Origin of the sequence: Ramlibacter sp. GCM10027632, from assembly GCF_042675325.1 — a bacterium.
Lineage (GTDB): Bacteria > Pseudomonadota > Gammaproteobacteria > Burkholderiales > Burkholderiaceae_C > Ramlibacter.
This window is the reverse complement of sequence record NZ_JBHTGW010000004.1, coordinates 66,431-84,344: the sequence shown is the minus strand read 5'-3', so window position 1 is coordinate 84,344 and position 17,914 is coordinate 66,431. Positions and strand designations below refer to the sequence as shown.

General features: G+C 68.0%; 18 protein-coding genes. 5 read left to right on the top strand and 13 right to left on the bottom strand.

Annotation, left to right across the window (positions count from 1 at the left end; translation table 11 throughout):
* Nucleotides 1-22 precede the first annotated feature (22 nt).
* Together ACFQZY_RS07855 and ACFQZY_RS07850 are read right to left on the bottom strand one after the other, a co-directional pair.
* Nucleotides 23-958, bottom strand: coding sequence for a LysR substrate-binding domain-containing protein (locus ACFQZY_RS07855; protein WP_377414747.1), 936 nt, complete (start codon nt 956-958; stop codon nt 23-25).
* Nucleotides 959-1,087: 129 nt separating this feature from the next.
* A complete protein-coding gene (locus ACFQZY_RS07850; RefSeq protein WP_377414744.1) occupies nt 1,088-1,570 on the bottom strand; it encodes a MarR family winged helix-turn-helix transcriptional regulator in 483 nt (160 codons plus the stop codon).
* Between the two features lie 109 nt (nt 1,571-1,679).
* Here ACFQZY_RS07850 and ACFQZY_RS07845 point away from each other — a divergent pair, with 109 nt between their 5' ends.
* The 4 genes from ACFQZY_RS07845 to ACFQZY_RS07830 all read left to right on the top strand — a co-directional run bounded on the left by ACFQZY_RS07845 (nt 1,680) and on the right by ACFQZY_RS07830 (nt 5,832).
* Complete coding sequence (locus ACFQZY_RS07845; protein WP_377414741.1) at nt 1,680-2,918, top strand: 3-hydroxybenzoate 6-monooxygenase; 1,239 nt, start codon at nt 1,680-1,682, stop codon at nt 2,916-2,918.
* A 39-nt stretch (nt 2,919-2,957) separates the two neighbouring features.
* Nucleotides 2,958-4,004, top strand: a complete 1,047-nt coding sequence (locus ACFQZY_RS07840) for a cupin domain-containing protein (protein ID WP_377414738.1) — start codon at nt 2,958-2,960, stop codon at nt 4,002-4,004.
* Between the two features lie 80 nt (nt 4,005-4,084).
* Entirely contained in the window at nt 4,085-4,786 is a 702-nt protein-coding gene (locus ACFQZY_RS07835; protein WP_377414735.1) for a fumarylacetoacetate hydrolase family protein, read from the top strand.
* A gap of 47 nt (nt 4,787-4,833) precedes the next feature.
* The gene (locus tag ACFQZY_RS07830) at nt 4,834-5,832 is read left to right on the top strand and encodes a Bug family tripartite tricarboxylate transporter substrate binding protein (protein ID WP_377414732.1); all 999 of its coding nucleotides are present in this window, start codon (nt 4,834-4,836) and stop codon (nt 5,830-5,832) included.
* A gap of 76 nt (nt 5,833-5,908) precedes the next feature.
* Here the strand turns inward: ACFQZY_RS07830 and ACFQZY_RS07825 are convergent, their stop codons facing one another.
* From ACFQZY_RS07825 to ACFQZY_RS07815, 3 genes are all read right to left on the bottom strand, one after another.
* Nucleotides 5,909-6,658 carry a GntR family transcriptional regulator gene (locus ACFQZY_RS07825; RefSeq protein ID WP_377414730.1) on the bottom strand — a complete coding sequence of 250 codons (750 nt, stop codon included), beginning with the start codon at nt 6,656-6,658 and terminating at the stop codon, nt 5,909-5,911.
* Nucleotides 6,659-7,084: 426 nt separating this feature from the next.
* Nucleotides 7,085-8,080, bottom strand: a complete 996-nt coding sequence (locus ACFQZY_RS07820; protein WP_377414727.1) for a Bug family tripartite tricarboxylate transporter substrate binding protein — start codon at nt 8,078-8,080, stop codon at nt 7,085-7,087.
* A 40-nt stretch (nt 8,081-8,120) separates the two neighbouring features.
* Nucleotides 8,121-9,029 (bottom strand): alpha/beta fold hydrolase, encoded by a 909-nt coding sequence (locus tag ACFQZY_RS07815; protein WP_377414724.1) that lies wholly within the window; start codon nt 9,027-9,029, stop codon nt 8,121-8,123.
* Between the two features lie 144 nt (nt 9,030-9,173).
* Between ACFQZY_RS07815 and ACFQZY_RS07810 the strand changes: the two genes are divergently transcribed.
* Nucleotides 9,174-9,653, top strand: a complete 480-nt coding sequence (locus ACFQZY_RS07810) for a MarR family winged helix-turn-helix transcriptional regulator (protein WP_377414721.1) — start codon at nt 9,174-9,176, stop codon at nt 9,651-9,653.
* Nucleotides 9,654-9,747: 94 nt separating this feature from the next.
* Here ACFQZY_RS07810 and ACFQZY_RS07805 read toward each other — a convergent pair whose 3' ends face one another.
* The 8 genes from ACFQZY_RS07805 to sdhA form a co-directional block, all read right to left on the bottom strand.
* Entirely contained in the window at nt 9,748-10,185 is a 438-nt protein-coding gene (locus ACFQZY_RS07805; RefSeq protein ID WP_377414718.1) for a PACE efflux transporter, read from the bottom strand.
* A 169-nt stretch (nt 10,186-10,354) separates the two neighbouring features.
* Nucleotides 10,355-11,041 carry a GntR family transcriptional regulator gene (locus ACFQZY_RS07800; protein ID WP_377414715.1) on the bottom strand — a complete coding sequence of 229 codons (687 nt, stop codon included), beginning with the start codon at nt 11,039-11,041 and terminating at the stop codon, nt 10,355-10,357.
* Between the two features lie 65 nt (nt 11,042-11,106).
* Nucleotides 11,107-12,783 (bottom strand): MFS transporter, encoded by a 1,677-nt coding sequence (locus ACFQZY_RS07795; RefSeq protein ID WP_377414713.1) that lies wholly within the window; start codon nt 12,781-12,783, stop codon nt 11,107-11,109.
* 41 nt (nt 12,784-12,824) lie between these two features.
* Nucleotides 12,825-13,526: a haloacid dehalogenase type II gene (locus ACFQZY_RS07790; protein WP_377414711.1), complete on the bottom strand. Its 702-nt coding sequence runs from the start codon at nt 13,524-13,526 to the stop codon at nt 12,825-12,827.
* Between the two features lie 224 nt (nt 13,527-13,750).
* The gene (locus ACFQZY_RS07785) at nt 13,751-15,061 is read right to left on the bottom strand and encodes a citrate synthase (protein ID WP_377414709.1); all 1,311 of its coding nucleotides are present in this window, start codon (nt 15,059-15,061) and stop codon (nt 13,751-13,753) included.
* A gap of 15 nt (nt 15,062-15,076) precedes the next feature.
* Nucleotides 15,077-15,340 carry a succinate dehydrogenase assembly factor 2 gene (locus tag ACFQZY_RS07780; RefSeq protein ID WP_377414707.1) on the bottom strand — a complete coding sequence of 88 codons (264 nt, stop codon included), beginning with the start codon at nt 15,338-15,340 and terminating at the stop codon, nt 15,077-15,079.
* Between the two features lie 22 nt (nt 15,341-15,362).
* Nucleotides 15,363-16,064, bottom strand: a complete 702-nt coding sequence (locus ACFQZY_RS07775) for a succinate dehydrogenase iron-sulfur subunit (protein WP_377414705.1) — start codon at nt 16,062-16,064, stop codon at nt 15,363-15,365.
* Between the two features lie 27 nt (nt 16,065-16,091).
* On the bottom strand, nt 16,092-17,900 hold the full coding sequence (gene sdhA, locus ACFQZY_RS07770) for a succinate dehydrogenase flavoprotein subunit (RefSeq protein ID WP_377414703.1): 1,809 nt from the start codon (nt 17,898-17,900) through the stop codon (nt 16,092-16,094).
* Nucleotides 17,901-17,914 lie beyond the last annotated feature (14 nt).

Here is a 17,914-nt window from a genome sequence, read left to right as displayed (position 1 = left end):
CCTGTGAGAGGGGAAAAGAATTTTATCGGGGGGGCATCGCCTCACCGACGAGGTGGTCGGCGAGCAGGCGCGCGGTGACGGGCAGGGTGGCGAAGTCGCGCGCCACCAGCTGCAGCTCGCGCACCGCCCACGTATCGGTCAGGGGCACGGCCGCCAGCGCGCCGACGGGGTTCAGCAGCGCGAAGGCGCGGTCCGGCATCAGGCCGATGCCCAGGCCGTTGTCGATCATGCGGCACATCGCATCCAGGCCTGTCACCTGCATGCGAAGCCGCACGGCGCGTCCCGCCTGGTGGGCGGCACGGCTCATGGCGAGGTAGATGGAGCTGTTGCTGTGGAGGCCGATGTGGTCGCAGTCGAGCGTGTCCACGAAGGCCACCTGCGGCAGGGGGGCCAGCGGGTGGCCGGCGGGCACCACCAGCACCAGGCGGTCCTGGCGGTAGGGTCGGGCGGCGAGGTCGGCGAAGTCGGCGCGGTCGCCGGCGAGGTGGCACACGCCCAGGTCGCAGTCGCCCTCGCGCACGGCCGCCAGCACGTCGGCGCTGAGGGATTCGTTCAGGTCGATCTTGACCTCGGGGTGGCGCCGTGCGAAGCCGGCCAGGTCCTCGGGCAGGAACTGCACGATGGCCGAGATGTTGGCATGCACCCGCACATGGCCGCGAACCCCCTCGGCGTACTCGCTGAGTTCCGCCTGCATGCGCTCCAGGCTGAACTGCACCGAGCGGGCGTGGTGCAGCATGGACTGGCCCGCGGGCGTGAGCTCCACGCCGCGGGCGCGCCGGTAGAACAGGGGGGTGCCCAGCGCCTGCTCGAGGTCGGCGATGCGCTTGCTGGCGGCCGAAGCCGCGATGTATTCATGCTCCGCCGCGCGGCCGATGCTCCCGCACTCGCTGGCCGCGACGAACAGCTGCAGCGACGTGAGGTCGATGCGGCGCATGAAGCTGCGGTCGGGGGTGTGCATGAAATCGCGTCAGACGAAGGCTGAGGCGATTATCGGGGCTGTTCTCGGCTGAGGCTTCGTTGTTTGCGAAGTCTGGCTACGCGGAGGCCGAAGCCAGGGGCGCTCCGGCCGCCTGCCTTCCCGGGCCGCTCACACCCCGCTGGGCGCCCGGCTCAGTTCGTTGTTCGCATTGACCAGCACCTGCAGCATCCGCATGAACTCCTGGCGCTGCGCGGGCGGCAGGGGCGCGAGGATGCGCTCCTGGGCGCGCAGCATGGCCGGGTCCACCTCGTCCAGCAGGGCCAGGCCCTCCGGGGTGGGGGTGAGCAGGCGCACGCGCCGGTCGTGCTCGGAGGGGTTGCGCCGCACCAGGCCGCGGGCCTCCAGCCGGTCGATCACGCCGCCAGTGGTGGAGGTGTCCAGGCCGATGCTGGCCGCCAGCGTGCGCTGGTCCAGGCCGGGGGTGCGGCGCACCGTGCCCAGCGCCGCGTACTGCACCGGCGTCAGGCCGAAGGACTCCGTCTCCTGCAGGAAGATCGCCACCGCGATCTGCTGCATGCGGCGGATGTAGTGGCCGGGAAGCTCCTCCAGCCGGGGAGGGGCCGCGCTGCCTGGGGTCGGGTCGCTGGACATTCTGAGCCGGGTGTGGGGTTAACCCTGGAAGACCGAATACTCATTATTCCTATACTTTTCGTCAGTATGCTGATTAATTGGTGACCCCGCCCGATAGACACGGATGCGCATGAACGCACAAACCACGTCCCTCCCGGTCGTCGTCGCCGGCGGCGGTATCGGCGGCCTGGCCGCCGCGCTGGCGCTGGTGCGTCGGGGCTTCCAGGTCTTGGTGCTGGAGCAGGCCGCGCGCATCGGCGAGATCGGCGCCGGCATCCAGCTCGGCCCCAACGCCTTTGCCGCCTTCGATGCCCTGGGCGTGGGCGAGAAGGCCCGTGGCCGCGCCGTGTACACCGACTACATGGTCATGCACGACGCGATCGACGAGTACCAGGTCGCCAGGGTTCCCACCGGCGAGGCCTTCCGCCAGCGCTTCGGCAACCCCTACGCGGTGATCCACCGCGTCGACGTGCACACCTCGCTGCTCGAGGGCGCGGTGGAGACCGGCCGGGTCGAGTTCGTCACCAGCGCCCGTGTCGAGCGCGTGGAGCAAGACGAGGCCGGCGTCACCGTGCACTGCGCCAACGGCAAGAGCCACCGCGGCCAGGCCCTGATCGGCGCCGACGGCGTGAAGTCGGTGGTGCGCGAGCAGTACGTGGGCGACCCGGCCCGTGTCACCGGCCACGTGGTCTACCGCGCCGTCGTCGAGCAGAAGGACTTCCCGGAGGACCTGCAGTGGAACGCCGCCAGCCTCTGGGTCGGCCCCAACTGCCACCTGGTGCACTACCCCCTGCGCGGCGGCGAGCAGTACAACGTGGTCGTGACCTTCCACAGCCGCCAGGAGGAGGTGTGGGGCGTCACCGAGGGCAGCAAGGAGGAGGTGTGGGGCGTCACCGAGGGCAGCAAGGAGGAGGTGCAGAGCTACTTCCAGGGCATCTGCCCGAAGGCCCGCCAGCTGATCGAGCTCCCCCGGAGCTGGAAGCGCTGGGCCACGGCGGACCGCGAGCCGATCGGCCAGTGGACTTACGGCCGCGTGACCCTGCTGGGCGATGCGGCCCACCCCACCACGCAGTACATGGCCCAGGGGGCCTGCATGGCCATGGAAGATGGCGTGACGCTGGGCGAGGCCCTGCGCGTGCACGACAACGACTGGACCCGGGCGCTGGACCTGTACCAGCGTTCCCGGGTGGCCCGCACCGCGCGCATCGTGCTGTCCAGCCGCGAGATGGGCCGCCTCTACCATGCCAAGGGCGTGGAGCGCCTGGTTCGCAACGACCTGTGGAAGGGGCGTTCGGCCGAGCGCTTCTACGATGCGATGGAATGGCTGTACGGCTGGAAGGTCGACAACTGCCTGGCCACGCCTCACTGAGCCCAGAGACCAGAGACAACCCGGAACGAAGGACCCGTCATGCAAGAACTCGGACGCCTGGAAGACCTGCCCCAGGAGTACGTCGAAGACCTGCGCAAGCTGAACCTGGTGCCGCTGTGGCCCAGCCTGCGCGGCGTGCTGCCGCCGAAGGTGCCGACGCGCCAGACCCGGCCCACCCACTGGCCGTATGCGGCGATCAAGCCGCTGCTGCTGAAGTCGGGCGAGCTGACCCCGATCGAGAAGGCCGAGCGGCGCGTGCTGGTGCTGGCCAATCCGGGCCATGGCCTGGAGAAGATGCAGGCCTCGGCCGCGATGTACCTGGGCCTGCAGCTGCTGCTGCCCGGCGAGTGGGCGCCCAGCCACCGCCACACGCCCAACGCGGTGCGCATGGTGGTGGAGGGCGAGGGCGCCTGGACCACGGTGGAAGGCGAGAAGTGCCCCATGGTGCGCGGCGACCTGATCCTCACCCCCACCGGCCTGTGGCACGAGCACGGCCATGACGGCGACCAGCCCGTGGTCTGGCTCGACGTGCTGGACCTGCCGCTGGTGTACTACATGGAGGCCAGCTACCACATCAACGGCGACGGCAAGCGCCAGGCCACCAAGGCCTCGCACGGCGAGCGCGCCTATGCGCGCGGCGGCGTGGCGCCCACGACCGTGTTCCAGCGGGAGAACCACCGCTACCCGATGCTGCGCTATCCCTGGGCGGATGCCCGCGCCGCGCTGGAGTCGCTGGCGCGGGACCGGCCGGACCAGGCCTGCGTGCAGGTCACCTACATCAACCCGGAGACCGGCGAGGATGCCGAGAACATCCTGGGCTTCTATGCGCTGATGCTGCGCCCTGGCCAGGCGCTGCGCCTCAACGCGCGCTCGCCGGCCCAGGTGTTCCACCAGATCGAGGGCCGCGCCGAGGTCACCGTGGAAGGCAGCGCGCCCTTCACCCTGGCGGAGGCCGACACCTGCTGCGCCCCGGGGTACACCGCGGTGACCCTGCGCAACCTCTCGGCGGACCAGCCGGCCTTCCTGTTCATGGCCGACGAATCCCCGCTGCACCGCAAGCTCGGCGTGTACGAGGACCGCGGCTGACGCCTTCCACAGCGGCCCGGGGCGCTGCCAGCCGCGCCCCGGGCCTTCGTTCATCGACTCCTGCCCCTTCGAGGCCGTTCGTGACCCAGTACCTGTTCACCCCGCCCGCCACGCCCTCCCTGCCCATTCGCGGCCGGGCCGAGCGCTTCCCGATCAACCGCCTGTTCTTCGTGGGGCGCAACTACCATGCGCACGCCGTCGAGATGGGCAAGCCGGTCGACAAGACCGTGGAGCGCCCCTTCTACTTCACCAAGGCGCCGCAGACGCTCACGCCCTCGGGCGCCACCGTGGCCTACCCGCCGGAAACGAAGAACTTCCACTTCGAGATGGAGCTGGTGGTGGCCATCGGCCAGGCGGGCTTTCGCGTGAAGGCCGAGGACGCGCACCGGGTCATCTACGGCTACGCCGCCGGCCTGGACATGACCCGCCGCGACCTGCAGCTGGCGGCGCGCGACAAGGGCCGCCCCTGGGACCTGGGCAAGGACGTGGAGCAGTCCTCGGTGTGCTCGGAGATCGTGCCCCTGGAGGGCGTGGTGATCGACAAGGGCGAGATCGCGCTGGCCGTCAACGGCGAGACCCGGCAGCACTCCGACGTCGACAGGCTGATCTGGAACATCCGCGAAATCATCGCGGACCTGTCCCTCTTCTACCACCTGCAGCCTGGCGACCTGGTCTACACCGGCACGCCCGAGGGCGTGGGCGCGGTGGTGCCCGGCGACCGCATCACCGGCCATGTGGCCGGCGTGGGCGAGGTGGCGCTTACCATCGGCCCAGCGGCCTGAGCCGCGCCCGCGAGATCGACCTTCACAGCGCCAACCCGGAGACAACGATGAACCTTTCCCGCCTGACCCGCCGCGCCACCCTGGCGGCCGCCGGCCTCGCCCTGCTGGGCGCCGGCACCGCCGCCCAGGCGCAGGCCGACGCGAGCTTTCCCAGCCGCCCCGTGACCCTGGTCACGCCCTTCGCCGCCGGCAGCGGCCCCGACGCCGTGCTGCGCCAGGTGTCCGACAAGCTGTCCAAGCTGTGGGGCCAGCCGATCACCATCGCCAACCGTCCGGGCGGCGGCGGCTTCATCGCCATCGAGTCGGTGCGCCGCGTGCCGGCCGACGGCTACACGCTGCTGCAACTGGACAGCGAGCACCTCGCCGCGCTGCCGCTCCTGTACAAGTCGAAGAACTTCGTCACGCTGGACCACTTCGACCCGGTGGTGTCGCTGTTCCGCACGCCCTTCCTGGTGGCGGTGGCCACCGACTCCAAGGTCAAGGACATGAAGGACCTGGTCGCCGCCGCGAAGGCCGCGCCGGGCAAGACCAGCTACGGCTCCTGGGGCATCGGCAGCCCGGGCCACCTGGGCGGCGAGGAGCTGGAGCTGCGCACCCAGGCCGAGATGGCGCACGTGGCCTTCCGCGAGGTCTCGCAGCTGTACACCTCGGTGGGCGCGGGCGACGTGCAGTGGGCCTTCGGCAGCATCCCGTCGAGCGCGGGCGTGTTCAAGGCCGGCAAGATCCGCTACATCGCGGTGGCGGCGCCCAGGCGCATCCCGCAGATGCCCGACGTGCCGACCGTGGCCGAGGCGGGCGGCCCGGCCGGCTTCGAGGTGAACTCGTTCGTCTCGCTGGTCGCGCCCAAGGGCCTGCCGCCGGCGGTGGCGGCCAAGATCAACGCCGACGTGCTCAAGGTGCTGGCCGACCCGGAGATCAAGGCCCGCTTCGACACCTTCGCCTTCGAGATCCTGAACTGGTCGCCCGCCGAGATCCGCCGCAACGCGGACCTGAAGTTCAAGACCTACGAGCAGCTGGTCAAGCGTAAGAACATCTCGCTGGATTGAGGCGCGGCGGACGCCGCTGTCGTCCTGACGCCCGGCACCGCCGGGCGTTTTTCATGGGGCCTCGGCGGCGAAGCGCTCAGGCCTTGTGCCGCAGCTGCACGCGCATCGCGTACTTGAACACCCCGCTCGGGTGCAGCGACCGGGCCACTTCCAGCACGCGCTGGCCCTCGCCCAGGTAGAAGCGGGTGATCTGCATCGCCGGCGCGCCCGGGGTCACCTTCAGGTGGGCGGCCACCTCGTCGTCCACCGAGGGCACGCAGGTGATCTCCTGGCGGATCTCGGTGATGGTCTGGCCGAAGCGCTTCTCGATCAGCGAGAAGATCGGCTGCTTGCTGCGGTTGGTTTCATCCAGTACCGCGCCGAAGGCCAGCGGGATGAAGATCTCGGAATAGGCCACCGCCGACCCCAGCGCCGGGTCCGACCGCACCGTGCGCACGCGCCACCAGTGCTCGCCCGGCTTGCAGCCGAACTCCTGGGCCTGCGCCTTGTCGATCACCACCTCCTCGCGGTCGAGGATGCGCACCCGCGTGGTGGTGGCGTACTGCATCAGGTCCTGCGCCGAGCTGAAGGCATGGCTGTACTGCGAGACCAGCCGCGTCTCCTGGACGATCGTGCCCACCCCCTGCTGGCTGGTCACCAGCCCCAGCTCGTGCAGCGTGCGCAGCGCCGCGCGCACCGTGTGCCGGCTCACCCCGAAGCGCAAGCTCAGCTCCGGCTCGGAGGGCAGGTGGTCGCCGATCTTGTAGCGGCCGCTGCGGATGTCGTTGGACAGCGCGGCGCTGACCAGGCCGTGCTTGGTCGTGGGGGGCGGCGTCAACGAAGGCATGGTGTCCTGCGGCGTGTCACGGAGCGTGATTGTCCGTGTTTTCGGCCCGCCGGGTTGGCGATGTATGGTTGTCCGGACAAGAAATTCCGGCCCTGCATGCCCCCTCGGGGCGCTGTGCGAGGACGGGTGGGCGAGGGACCGGCTCCCTCCGGCGGGCCTATTCCCTTCTTGTTCGGGCAGCCGTCCGGCACAACGATCCGACCAGGAGCGGCGAGCGCCACGTCGCGCTGATCGACGCGGCGTGCGTGGACGGCTACCCCGCGCTGGCGCGCGAGCGCATCCTCTCGATCCTGCGGGAGGATGCGAGGCCGGGGTTCGAGGATATCGAGACCTTGCGGGAGATCTGGCAGCGCCGGACTGCGGCCGGCCGAGACCCAGCTCCCGGCTGGCTTCCCGGCCTGTGGCCCCGGGCCTGTGCGGCCCGCCTCACTGGTCCAGCGTCAGCCCCGCGGTGCGGATGTAGCTGCCCCAGCGGTCGAATTCGGCGTGGACGAAGCGCTGGTAGGCGGCGGGGCCCATCTTGTCGATCACCATGGTCATCTTGCGCATGACCTCGGCCACCTGCGGCTCGGCGATGGCCCCGGTGATCGCGGCATTGAGCTTCTCGACGATGTCGGCCGGCGTGCCGGCCGGCGCGAGGAAGCCGAGCCAGGGGCCCATGTCGATCTCCACGCCCATCTCCTTCATCAGGGGCACGTCCGGGAAGGCGGCCAGGCGCTCGCGCGCGGTGATGGCGAGCATGCGCACCGTGCCCGCGCGCACATGCTGGTCGGCGACGAGCACCGGAACGATGGCGCACTGGATCTGGTTCGACAGGCTGGCCTGCATCAGGGGTGCCGTGCCGTTGTACGGGACATGGAGCAGGTCGACCCGGGCCTTCTGCTTGAGCGCCTCCATCGTGATCTGGCCCGAGCTGCCCTGGCCCCAGGAGCCGTAGGTCAGGGGCTCACGGGCCTGCTTCGCCATTTGGAGGAACTGCGCGAAGGTCTTGGCCGGGTGCGAGGCGTGGACGACCAGGGTCAGCGGCGTGAAGCCGATCGGCGCCACCGCGACGAAGTCCTTCTTCGAGTCGTAAGGCGAGGTCTTGAGGAGGTTGGGGGCGATCGAGTGCGAGTCCGCCGTGCCGTACACCAGGGTGTAGCCGTCCGCCGGGCTGCGGGCGACCGCCAGGCTGCCGATCGTGCCGATGGCGCCGGGGCGGTTGTCCACCACCACCGGCTGGCCCAGGCGCTGCGCGATCGCCGGGGTCATGGCACGCACCAGCACGTCGCCGCCGCCGCCGGCGGCCCAGGGCATGACGATGCGGATCGGGTGGTTCGGGAAGCTGTTCGCCGCCTGGGCGAACCCGGACAGCGGGGCGGCGCCGCCGAGGGCGGCGGCGAGGCCCGCGAGGGCCGTGCGGCGGGTGATCGGGTGTTGCATCGGGACTCCTTCGGGTGAATGGGGGGAAGGGCTCGCGGGCTCAGAGGCCCCGCGATTCGAGCCAGGCCACGAGCGCGTCGGCGATCGCCTCGCGGTTGTCTTCCAGCATCAGCATGTGGCCGTTGCCGCGGATGCCGATGTCCGGCAGCCACAGGAAGCTGGCGCCGAGGTGGCGGGCGAGGGCCTCGTCGGTGGCGCGCGGGTGGCGGTGGTCGTGCTCGCCGGTGACCACCAGCACGGGGCGCTCGCCGACGCGCGACGGCGCGCGCAGCTTCAGGCCGCGGCCGCCGATGTTGAAGCGTTCATTCAGCAGGCGCGGGCTCTCGGGCACCACCGTCGCCGCGTAGGCCTCGAACGCCTGCTGCGGGAAGCGCGGGCTCGAGGCCCAGAAGGCGCGGATGAAGTCGCGGTCCACCCGCACGGGCTCGCCCGGCCGCGCGTAGACGGGGCAGCCCGCGGACTCGTCGTCGCGCAACGCGGCGAGGGCCTGCGGGTCGTCCGGCAGCGCGGGCAGGAGTTCGGCCGAGGGGCCGGGCGCGATGCCGATGATGGCCGCCACCTGCGCGGGATGGTTCTCCGCGAGCCACCAGGCCAGCGGACCGGCCGCCGAGTGGGCGACCAGGAGGGCCGGGCCGGTCGTGGCGAGCAGGGCGGCCAGCGAGCGGGCGATGTCCTCGGTGCCCAGATCGGCCAGGCGCTCGAAGCCCGGGGACTGGCCGTGGCCCGGCCAGTCCGGCACATGGACCGGGTGGCCGCGCCGCGCGAACCGTGCCGCCCAGCCCGTACCGCCATCCGGCGGCGCGAGGTAGGCCGCACCGGTGTGGAAGCCGCCATGCAGCATCACCACCGGCAGCCGGCGCGTGCCCGACGTGGCCGCCGGCGGCACGAACGCCACGTGCATCGGGTGGCTCGGCGTGCCGGCGAGCAGGTGGTCGGCCTGTGGTTCCATATGGGACTAAATGGTGCCATATGGAACAAATTGGGGGTTCAGGGATTTCCCGGGGCGCGTGCCGGCGCGAGGCGGGGGGCGCGCGATGCCGGTACCATCGTGCGGCCCGCCTCGCAGGGCGCGCATTTTCCACCCCGACTCCCCATGCCCGAGACCCAGCCCCTGAGCGACATCCTGGACGGCGTGTCCATCCCCTTCGCGTACAAGCTGGGCTACATGGTCAACTCCTACCGGGAGCCGTCGTTCCGGTCGATCGAGGCCCGGTACGGGCTGACGCGGCCGGAGATCCTGACCCTGATCTTCCTGTTCCACCGCGACGGGATTTCCGCGACCGACATCTGCGACCTGTCCGGCCACCTGAAGAACAACATCAGCCGCGCCGTCACCGCGCTGGAGGGCAAGGGCTTCCTGCGCCGTGAGCCCGACCCGAAGGACCAGCGCCGCCAGCTCCTGTACATCACGGCGGCCGGACGCAAGATGCACAACCGCTTCATGCCGGGCCTGCAGGCGCGCGAGGCGGCCATGATGGCGTGCCTCGACGCCCAGGAGAAGGCGGACCTCGAGCGCGTGCTGCGCAAGCTGTGCGCGCATGTGGACGGGTGGTGCAAGGAAGAACACGTCTAGGGTTACCCTAGCCCGACATGCCGCGGGTTGCGTCACGCGGCGCGGAAGGTCGCGCGGACGGTGGAGGCGGGGCGTCGTGCCGCCGCCCCCGGGGTCAGCGCCCCGGATCGCTGGCGGCCGCCGAGGCCGGCAGGCCGAACACCCGGTCGAAGGCCCAGGTGAAGGCGACGGCGTAGACGAAGAAGAACACCAGCAGGCCGAGGTTCGCCACGAAGGCCTCCAGCGGCGAGATGTCGAGCCACAGCGACATCACCGGCACCAGGATGACCGTGAGGCCGCCCTCGAAGCCCACGCCATGCGCCAGCCGCCGCGCGAACGAGCGCCCGCGAACCGCCTGGCGCGATTCCCAGCGCTCGAACATCCAGTTGAAGACGTAGTTCCAGGTGAGCGCGATGGTCGATAGCACCACCGCCAGCCCCAGGGTGGAGGCCTGCGGCTTGTCGAAGGCGAAGCCCAGCACGGGGCCGACGAAGGCGATCGCGATCACCTCGTAGAGGAGGGCCTGGACGATGCGGCGGGTTCTGGGGCTCATGGGCGGGTGCAGGGGAGGGCGGTGGGCGTGGGGCAGGACAGGACGGGGAAGGGCCGGGCCCGAGGCCCCTGCGCCGGCCGCCAGAGAAAAGCCCGCCGAAGCGGGCTTGTCCGTGGGCGCACGGGGCACGGAGCACGGCGGGTTGCCGCTGCGGCGTTCCTTTGCAGCCTTACATTTCGATCGTCAAGCGGGTGAAGGCTTCCAGGTGATCAAAAAGCGCATCCGAGGCAGCCTGTGCCGCTGTGGCATCACCCTCGGCAATCGCTATCGCAATGGCGGCGTGGAGCTGTGCCGATTTGTGCGCGTCATCCAGCGCGTGATGGACGAAGTAGAAGCGGCGCGACAGGGCGTCCAGTGCGTCCAGCGCATGGCAGGCATATTCGTTGTGGATGCACGCTGAAAACAGGTCGTGGAAGTCCTTGTCGGCCAGCAGGAGTGCTCGGCCATCGTCGGCCTCTCCCGCATCCAGCAGCCGCTGCGCGACCGTGCGCATGGCCTGCCGTTGCTCGGGCTTCGAGCGCCTGGCGGCCGAGCGAGAGGAGTAGCCCGCAAGTTCACGACGAACTTCCAGGAGTTTGAGGTGCTCGACAGGGTTGACATCGGTGACCACGATGCCCCGACGGGGCAGGACGTGAACGAGGCCCTCCCTTGCCAGACGCTGGAGCGCCTCCCCGACCGGAGTCCGGCTGACGTTCAGGCGGGCGCACAGCTCGGCTTCGGACAGGATATGGCCAGGCGGAAGCTCCAGGGTCACCAGCATCTCCTCCAACTGCGCATAAACCCGATCCGAAAGACTTGGCCGGGAAGCGTTCCCTGCTGATGGCGAGGCGGGTTGCGAGGAGGGGTGGGAATTCACGGATGCAAAACAAAGTGCGAAGGGCGCGAAAAAAGTCTATCACGCGCCCTTCGCTGGGCCCCGGCTCAGTCGCGGATGTCGACGTCCTTGGTCTCCGGCAGGAAGATCAGGCCGATCACCAGCGTGATCGCGGCGATGATCACGGGGTACCACAGGCCGTAGTAGATGTCCCCATGCAGCGCCACGAGGGCAAATGATGTCGTCGGCAGGAGGCCGCCCAGCCATCCGGTGCCGATGTGATACGGCAGGGACATCGACGAATAGCGCAGCTTGCTCGGGAAGAGTTCCACCAGCGCCGCCGCCGTCGGCCCGTAGACCATGGTCACATAGAACACAAGCAGGAAGATCAGGCCCAGCACCGCGGGCTTGTTGATCTGGTCCGGGTTTGCCTTGGCCGGGTAGCCGGCGCTAGTGATGAGCGCCGCGACTTCCTTTGCAAAGGCCGCCTGCTTCTGCTTGGCTTCCGCGGCAGGCAGGCCGGTGGCGTCGAACGAGGCAATCTCCTGGTTGCCCACCTTGATGACGGCCACGGCACCCTTCGGCGCCTGCTCCGTCTTGTAGTTCACGGAAGACGAGGCCAGCTGGGCCTTGGCAATGTCGCAGGACGAGGTGAATTTCTTCGTGCCCGTCGGGTTGAACTGGAACTGGCATTCCGCGGGGTCGGCAATCACCACCACCGGCGAGTTGGCCAATGCCTTTTCAAGTTCCGGGTTGGCGTAGTGGGTGATCGCCTGGAAGATCGGGAAGTAGGTCAGCACCGACAGCGCCAGGCCCGCCATGATGATCTTCTTCCGCCCGATCTTGTCCGAGAGCCAGCCGAAGAAGACGAAGAAGGGCGTGGCCAGGGCCAGGCCACCTGCCACCAGGATGTTGGAGGTGACGCCCTCGACCTTGAGCGTCTGCGTGAGGAACAGAAGCACGTAGAACTGGCCGGCGTACCAGATGCACCCCAGGCCCCCCGTGATCCCGAACAGGGCGATCAGGACGTACCTGAGGTTGGACCAGCGCAGGAACGACTCGGTCAGGGGCGCCTTGGAGATGGACCCTTCCTTCTTCATCTGCTCGAACACGGGGGATTCGTGCATGGCCAGGCGAATCCAGACCGAGATGGCCAGCAGGACGATGGACAACAGGAACGGGATGCGCCAGCCCCAGTCGGCGAACTGCGCTTCGCCGAGGCTCAGCCGGCAGGCCAGGATGACCATCAGCGAGAGAAACAGGCCCAGGGTGGCCGTCGTCTGGATCCAGGAAGTGAACAAGCCCCGCTGGCCCTGCGGTGCGTGTTCAGCGACGTACACCGCGGCGCCACCGTACTCGCCACCCAGAGCCAGGCCCTGCAAGAGGCGCAGGGTGATCAGGATGATGGGGGCGGTGATCCCGATCGAGTCATAGGTGGGCAGGAGACCGACGCCAAAGGTCGAGACACCCATGATCAGGATGGTGGCCAGGAAGGTGTACTTGCGGCCGATCATGTCGCCGAGGCGGCCGAACACCAGCGCGCCGAAGGGCCGCACGATGAACCCTGCGGCAAACGCCAGCAAGGCAAAGATTAGCCCCGTGGAGGGATCCGCTTTTGCGAAGAAATGCTTGGCGATGAAAGCGGCCAACGACCCGTACAGGAAAAAGTCATACCACTCGAAAACGGTGCCTAGTGAAGACGCAAAAAGAATTTTCTTGTGCGAGTTTTGGAGGGCAGGCGCCTGCGACGGGAGTGCGCTGGCTGGCGTGATGACGGCTGACATGTACGTCCCTTGAGGTTGGGTGGAAAGGAAGATTCGCAGGGTCAGGCGGCGACCGCCTCGGAGGACCGGATTCCAAGCACTTGCGGGAGTTGCTCGATGCTTCGCAGCTCGACGTGGGGCAGCAGGCCCAGTTCATCCGGCAAGTCCGCCTTGCGGTTGATCCAGATGACCTTGAAGCCGAAGGCGCGGGCGCCGGCGACATCAAAGAAATTGGAAGTCACGAAGCCCACTTCATGGCGCTCGACACCGAAGTGGTCGATGGCCATCAGGTAGGTCTGCGGATGCGGCTTGTAGACCTTCACCGCGTCCACGCTGAACAGCTTGTCGAACTGGTCTGCCAGGCCCGAATTCCTAACCAGTGCGTTGATCAGGTCCGGCGTGCCAACGGACAGGATGGAGCGCTTGATGGACGCCAGTTGGGGCAGGGCCGCGGCTGCGTCGGGGAAGGGCGTGAGCGATTCGTAGGCGCTCATCAGCTTGCGTCGCTCGCTCTCCCCCCCGGGAAGCTGCAGGAACTTCAGGCTGTACTTGAGGGCTGCCTCGGTGTTTTCGTTGTGGGGGATATACCGCCCCATCAGGGTGCGCAGGTACATGTATTCGATCTGCTTGGCGCGCCAGAGCTGGCTGAGGGCCTGGCCCTTGCCCGGAAACATCTGTTCCGCCAGCGCGACGACCGAATGCACATCAAACACAGTGCCGTAGGCGTCGAATGCCAACGCCTTGATTCCCGTCAGTTCCGTCATGAGGTTCTCCTGTTTAAGACCGGTTGCGCTCCGTTGATGGGAGCGAATAAGCAATCCTTGTGCCTGAAATCCGGCTGGGATTTCAGTTGGATTTCAGAGAATAGGGGAGATCAACGAGCACCAGTCCCGGGTTTTCCCGCGGCAGGTGTCTGCGAGGGGGGGGCGGCGCGGAAAAAGAAAAAGCCCGCCGAAGCGGGCTTTGTCGTGGGGGCCGAAGCAGCCGGTCAGCGCTGGGCGATGGGCTTGACGTCGCGCTTGGCGGAGCCGTTGAACAGCTGGCGGGGACGGCCGATCTTGTACTCGGGGTCGCCGATCATCTCGTTCAGCTGGGCAATCCAGCCCACGGTGCGGGCAAGCGCGAAGATCGCGGTGAACAGCGAGGTGGGGATGCCGATGGCGCGCTGCACGATGCCGGAGTAGAAGTCCACGTTCGGGTACAGCTTGCGCGACACGAAGTATTCGTCTTCCAGGGCGATCTTCTCCAGTGCCTGGGCGATCTGCAGCAGCGGGTCGTTTTCCACGCCCAGGTGGCCCAGCACTTCCTTGCAGGTTTCCTGCATCAGCTTGGCGCGCGGGTCGTAGTTCTTGTACACGCGGTGGCCGAAGCCCATCAGCTTGACGTTGGAGTTCTTGTCCTTGGCCTGCTTGATGAAGTCACCGATCTTGGCCACGCCGCCGGCCTGCTGGATCTCGTTCAGCATGGTCAGGCAGGCCTCGTTGGCGCCGCCGTGGGCCGGGCCCCAGAGGCAGGCCACGCCGGCCGCGATGGCGGCGAACGGGTTGGTGCCGGAGGAGCCGCACAGGCGCACCGTGGAGGTGGAGGCGTTCTGCTCGTGGTCGGCGTGCAGGATGAAGATGCGGTCCAGGGCGCGCACCAGCACGTCGTCGGGCTTGTACTCCTCGCACGGCGTGGCGAACATCATCTGCATGAAGTTCGCGGTGTACGACAGGTTGTTCTTCGGGTACATGTACGGCTGGCCGGCGCTGTACTTGTAGGCCATCGCCACCAGCGTGGGCATCTTGGCGATCAGGCGGATGGCCGAGATCTCGCGGTGCTCCGGGTTGTTGATGTCCGTGCTGTCGTGATAGAAGGCCGACAGGGCGCCGACCAGGCCGGTCATCACGGCCATCGGGTGGGCGTCACGGCGGAAGCCGCGCAGGAAGAACTGCATCTGCTCGTTGACCATGGTGTGCATGGTCACGCGCTGGGTGAAGTCGGCCTTGCCCTTGGCGTCCGGCAGGTCTCCGTACAGCAGCAGGTGGCAGGTTTCCAGGAAGTCGCACTGGGTGGCCAGCTGCTCGATGGGGTAGCCGCGGTACAGCAGCTCGCCCTTGTCACCGTCGATGTAGGTGATCGCCGACTGGCACGACGCGGTGGACAGGAAGCCCGGGTCGTACGTGAACATGCCGGTCTGCGCATACAGCTTGCGGATGTCGATCACATCGGGGCCGATGGTGCCCTGGTACACGGGCATCTCGACGCTGGGGCTGCCGTTGGAGAACGACAGGGTGGCTTTGTTGTCGGCGAGTTTCATAAGTCTTCCTTCAAATCAGGTCCGCAGCATCTCGAGCACTTCTCTCACGTCGGCGGTGTCGAGTGCGCCGTCAGGCTCCCTGCGCCGCAGCAGCAGGTCCAGCAGGTCGTTGTCGGACAGGTCCATCAGCCCGTTGAGGGCGTTGGCCTGCCGCACCGTCAGCCCGCGCTCGTGGCGCTGGAAGAACCGCTCGATGAACAGGTCGTTCTCCAGCAGGCCCCGGCGGCAGCGCCACTTGAGCTTGCTGAGCGCGCGTTCATCGATTGGCTCGTCGGTCATTGCAAGATCCACGCCCGTGCCGTCAGACGGCGCGGCGGACCATCAGTTCCTTGATCTTGCCGATCGCCATCGTGGGGTTCAGGCCCTTCGGGCAGACATCCACGCAGTTCATGATGGTGTGGCAACGGAACAGGCGGTACGGGTCCTCGAGGTTGTCGAGACGCTCGCCGGTGGACTGGTCGCGGCTGTCCGCGATGAAGCGGTAGGCCTGCAGCAGGCCGGCAGGGCCGACGAACTTGTCGGGGTTCCACCAGAAGCTGGGGCAGCTGGTCGAGCAGCTCGCGCACAGGATGCACTCGTACAGGCCGTTGAGCTCTTCACGCTCCTCGGGCGACTGCAGGCGCTCCTTCTCGGGCGGGATCGTGTCGTTGATCAGGTACGGCTTGATCGAGTGGTACTGCTTGAAGAACTGCGTCATGTCCACGATCAGGTCGCGCACCACCGGCAGGCCCGGCAGCGGCTTCAGGACGATCGTGCCCTTGAGCGTGTTCATGTTCGTCAGGCAGGCCAGGCCGTTCTTGCCATTGATGTTCATGGCATCGGAGCCGCACACGCCTTCGCGGCAGGAGCGGCGGAACGACAGGGTCGGGTCCTGCGCCTTGAGCTTCATCAGGGCGTCCAGCAGCATGCGCTCGTTGCCGTCGAGTTCGATCTCGACGGTCTGCATGTACGGCTTGGCGTCCTTGTCCGGGTCGTAGCGGTAGATCTGGAAGGTGCGTTTCATGGTGATCTCTCGGGTACTTCTGCGGGCTTAGAAGGTGCGGACCTTGGGCGGCACCGACTCGACGGTCAGCGGCTTGAGCTTGACCGGCTTGTAGGTCAGGCTGTTGTCCGCGCTGTGCCACAGGGTGTGCTTCATCCAGTTGGCGTCGTCGCGGCCCAGCGGGGCGACGGCGTCATCGGCGGGACGCTCGTAGTCGTACACGGTGTGGGCGCCGCGGCACTCGCGGCGTGCGGCGGCCGAGGTCATCGTGGCCTGGGCGGCCTCGATCAGGTTCTCGACTTCCAGCGCCTCGATGCGGGCGGTGTTGAACACCTTGGACTTGTCCTTCAGGCCGATCTTGCCCACGCGCTCGCGGATGGCGTTGATCTTCTGGACGCCTTCGTCCATGCCGGCCTGGGTGCGGAACACGCCGGCGTGCTGCTGCATGGCGGCGCGGATGTCGTTGGCGACGTCCTGGGCGTATTCGCCGGAGGAGTCGGCTTCCAGGCGGTTCAGGCGCTCCAGCGTGCGGTCGGCAGCGTCGGCCGGCAGGGGCTTGTGCTCCTTGTTCTTGTCGTTGAACTCGACGATGTGGTTGCCGGCGGCGCGGCCGAACACCAGCAGGTCCAGCAGCGAGTTGGTGCCCAGGCGGTTGGCGCCGTGCACCGACACGCACGAGCACTCGCCCACGGCGTACAGGCCGTTGACGATGTCGTTGTCGCTCTTGCTGTTCTGCACCACCACCTGGCCATTGATGTTGGTCGGAATGCCGCCCATCTGGTAGTGGATGGTGGGCACGACCGGGATCGGCTCGCGGGTGATGTCGACGTTGGCGAAGTTCACGCCGATCTCGTAGACCGAGGGCAGGCGCTTGTGGATGGTGTCGGCGCCCAGGTGGTCCAGCTTCAGGAGGATGTGGTCCTTGTTGGGACCGCAGCCACGGCCTTCCTTGATTTCCTGGTCCATGCAGCGCGAGACGAAGTCACGCGGGGCCAGGTCCTTCAGCGTCGGGGCATAGCGCTCCATGAAGCGCTCGCCGTTCGAGTTCAGCAGGATGGCGCCTTCGCCGCGGCAGCCTTCGGTGAGCAGCACGCCCGCGCCGGCCACGCCGGTGGGGTGGAACTGCCAGAACTCCATGTCTTCCAGCGGGATGCCGGCGCGCGCCGCCATGCCCAGACCGTCACCGGTGTTGATGAAGGCGTTGGTGGAGGCGGCGAAGATGCGGCCGGCGCCGCCGGTGGCCAGCAGCACGGTCTTGGCCTGCAGGATGTGCAGGTCGCCGGTTTCCATCTCGAGGGCGGTCACGCCGACCACGTCGCCGTCGGCGTCGCGGATCAGGTCCAGGGCCATCCACTCGACGAAGAAGCTGGTCTTGGCCTTGACGTTCTGCTGGTACAGCGTGTGCAGCATGGCGTGGCCGGTGCGGTCGGCCGCGGCGCAGGCGCGCTGCACCGGCTTCTCGCCGTAGTTGGCGGTGTGGCCGCCGAACGGGCGCTGGTAGATGGTGCCGTCCGGGTTGCGGTCGAAGGGCATGCCCATGTGCTCCAGGTCGTACACGACCTTCGGCGCTTCACGGCACATGAACTCGATGGCGTCCTGGTCGCCCAGCCAGTCGGAGCCCTTGATGGTGTCGTAGAAGTGGTAGTGCCAGTTGTCCTCGGACATGTTGCCCAGGGAGGCGCCGATGCCGCCCTGCGCCGCCACGGTGTGGGAGCGGGTCGGGAAGACCTTGGACAGGACGGCCACGTTCAGGCCGGCGCGGGACAGTTGCAGCGAGGCGCGCATGCCGGAGCCGCCGGCACCGACGATGACGACGTCGAACTTGCGCTTGGTGATGTTCTTGGAGGAGTAGGTCATGCTCGTTGTCTCCG